Consider the following 3,076-nt stretch of genomic DNA (forward strand, 5'->3'; position numbering starts at 1 on the left):
CAAATAAAAAAAGGAATTGTAGGTTGGTTCGCGCATATTTTATATAATAGGGATTCCTCTTTACATCAAAAACCAATTTGGTAGAATTTTCTTATACACTAATTAATCGAGCCTGTGTAGAACGGGCTATGAAGGAGGAATCACATGGCAGAATGTAAAGTATGCGGTGCTCCAGTTGATGAAGGACAGGAGTATTGCGAAGCTTGCGCACCATCTTCAGAAGAAAATGCAGCAGAAGATCAAGCAGCTGCTCTAGAAGAAAATGGCGATAATGAAAATATGTCAGCAGAAGAAGCTTCTGAAGAAACTCCAGCAGACGGAGATTCAGAAGATATGTCAACAGAAGATGGTAGCGATGAAGAAGAAGGTACTGATGATGTAGAAACGCCAGCCGACGATGAAGGAACAGAAGAAAATTCGTAATATTAATTTGAAATTTTCTTTTAACAAAAAGACCCTTAAGGGTCTTTTTGTTTGCTCAGGTAATGATTTTTCAAAACTGCTGGACAATTTTTTTACCAGCCACTATATTTAGCTAGGGGATAAAAGGGCACAATATGAGTAAAAGAATCATTATTACACAAATTGTTTTTGGCATGGTTTGGATTCTAAGCGGAATAGGTAAGATTTTAAGCGGCAAATTTGTTTCAAATATAAGTGATATCATCAAGTGGTTTGCTTCCAATAATCCCTTCGGATTTTATAAATCATTTTTGGAGGTTTTTGCAATTCCTAATGCCGAAATCTTAGGCATGCTAATAATGTGGAGTGAAGTCTTCGCAGGCATTATTTTGGTTATTTCTGCGAATAAATTAAGGAAGAAAAAGGATATATCTTCTTTAAAGTGGCTGACAATATTTTCTCTATTGGTTTTTATGTTTATGAATATTAATTTTTGGCTTGCGGCAGGATGGATTAATATAGCATTTTATATTATTAACGCTTTAATGTTTGCCATAGAGGCTATATTATTGTATAACTGGTTAAAGTCAGGGTTGTCTCAAGCAAAATAATTTTATAACAGTTTATAGTTGTGATAAAAATAATAATCAAATTTTTCTTCCTGTTAGTTTTTATTTTTATAATCTGCAATAAAGCTAATGCCGCTGATCTTGATAAAGTTGTTATAAATGAATTAATGTGGTCTGGGTCAACAGTATCTTCAGCAGATGAGTGGATTGAATTAAGAAATTTGTCTGATCAGGAAATCGATATCTCTAATTGGCAAATAGAAGGAGCAGCTCAATCTAATGGAGCTTTAATTATACCCATAGGCAAAAAAATTCCGGCCAATGGTTTATTTTTAATATCTAATTATTCTAAAGAAAACGATAAAACAATTTTAAGCGTAGATTCTAATTGGCAAACCTCAAAAATTTCTTTAAGCAATTCAAAGCTGCACATTATTTTAAAAGACAGTAACAATAACGTAATTGATGAAGTAGGCAGGGAAAACACTGATCCGTTTGCTGGGGACAAGAATCTGAAGTATTCAATGGAAAGGGGGATTGATCCTAAAGATGGCACTAAAAGCAGTGATTGGCACACTGCAACCCTATCTTTAGGTTTAAAAGATGGTTCAATAGAGAAAGCAACGCCGGGTTTCCCAAATAGCCCAAAGCCCATTATTCCTGTTTTAACCATTGATAAAGCAAAGGAACGTACAGACGAAATTAGCATAAAAGGATTAGTTACAGATCTGTCTAATAACCTTTTTGAGAATTGTATTTATATTCAAGATAGCAGTGGGGGTATAAGATTAAAGCTTATTTTTGGAAAATGGCTGGATTTAAAAATCGGTTCGGAAATAATTGTCGTTGGTAAGATAGAAACTTATTATGGTGAAAAACAGCTAAAGATTGCTGATACTTCCGACATTATTGTTGGTGAGGCTTCTAACATTGTTCCAATTAGCGTCAAAACTAATAATATAGGTTTGTTTGAAGGATCTTTGATAAAAATATCAGGTACAATTGTGGATAAATCTGGTTTAGTTTTTTGGATTAATGATGGAAGCGGTAGAGCCAAAATATACATAAAAGAGAGTACAGGCATTGATAAACCGGAAATGCGAATGGGTGATAGCGCAGAAATCATAGGTATTGTTAATAATTGGGATGGCAATTACAGGGTTTTGCCAAGAACCGTTTCTGATATTTCTATTAAGAAGAAACAGATAGTCCAATCTAACTTAAATTTAATTCTTATAAGCGAAGCAAAAAAACAGAAAAAAGGGTCTAAGGTAAAGATTTCCGGTATAGTATCAGTAACACCGGGAATTCTAAGCAATAATTATTTTTATATCCAGGATAGTAGCGGTGGTATTCAGATTTATTCTTCCCGCAAAAAGTTTCCAGATTTGAAACTTGGATTTTTGGTTGAAGTTATAGGTGAATTATCGGAAAGTTATGGAGAAAAGAGAGTTAAAATAAACAGTATAGAAAATATAATTTTTATAAGCGCAAAATCTCCACCAAAACCTCTGATTGTGAAAGTTAAAAATGCTTCAAGTAGCGATGGATTATTAGTTAAAATCAAGGGTAAAGTTATAAAAAGCAGTGGCAATATTTTTTATATTTCTGATGGAACTGGAGAAATAAAGGCGGTCATAAATAAAAGTACGGGTATAAAAAAACAAAGGCTTAAAAAAGGTGATATCATCGAAATTACAGGTATTATTGTGCAAAACAGGAGTGGCTTGAAGCTGATGCTTCGGTTTCAAAATGATTTTAAATTTATTCAATCCGCACCGAAAACCACAAAGAAAACAAAAGCTAAGGTTAAAAGCGCTTCAGTATCTGTGTTCGGAGATTCCGGGTCTCTAAATAAACCACAATTAATATTCGCAGTTAAAAATAAGAAAAACGATAATTTTTTAGGTATAATAGGTTGGTTGATGATTACAATCTCTTTAGTGTGGACTTTTTCCATGAAAAAACTTGAGTCAAGCAAAAAGATTGAGGTTTAAATTTGACAAACCAGTAAAAGTGGCAAGGGACGCACCCTTACCACTTATTATGTTTCTTACCGGCATCCCTCACTATTAGTTTCTAAAATTGTAAATAATAAACAATAA

At 33.4% G+C, this 3,076-nt stretch carries 3 protein-coding genes; all 3 read left to right on the plus strand.

The features are described from left to right. Window positions 1-144: 144 nt before the first annotated feature. The 3 genes from COX95_02140 (at window position 145) to COX95_02150 (ending at window position 2,968) form a co-directional block, all read left to right on the plus strand. The gene (locus tag COX95_02140; protein PIZ86109.1) at window positions 145-423 is read left to right on the plus strand and encodes a hypothetical protein; all 279 of its coding nucleotides are present in this window, start codon (window positions 145-147) and stop codon (window positions 421-423) included. Window positions 424-557: 134 nt separating this feature from the next. Beyond that, entirely contained in the window at window positions 558-1,013 is a 456-nt protein-coding gene (locus COX95_02145; protein PIZ86110.1) for a hypothetical protein, read from the plus strand. Between the two features lie 14 nt (window positions 1,014-1,027). Further along, the gene (locus COX95_02150; GenBank protein ID PIZ86111.1) at window positions 1,028-2,968 is read left to right on the plus strand and encodes a hypothetical protein; all 1,941 of its coding nucleotides are present in this window, start codon (window positions 1,028-1,030) and stop codon (window positions 2,966-2,968) included. The last annotated feature ends 108 nt before the right edge of the window (window positions 2,969-3,076 follow it).

Source organism: bacterium CG_4_10_14_0_2_um_filter_33_32, from assembly GCA_002792735.1.
Classification (GTDB): Bacteria; Patescibacteriota; CPR2_A; order CG2-30-33-46; family CG2-30-33-46; genus CG2-30-33-46.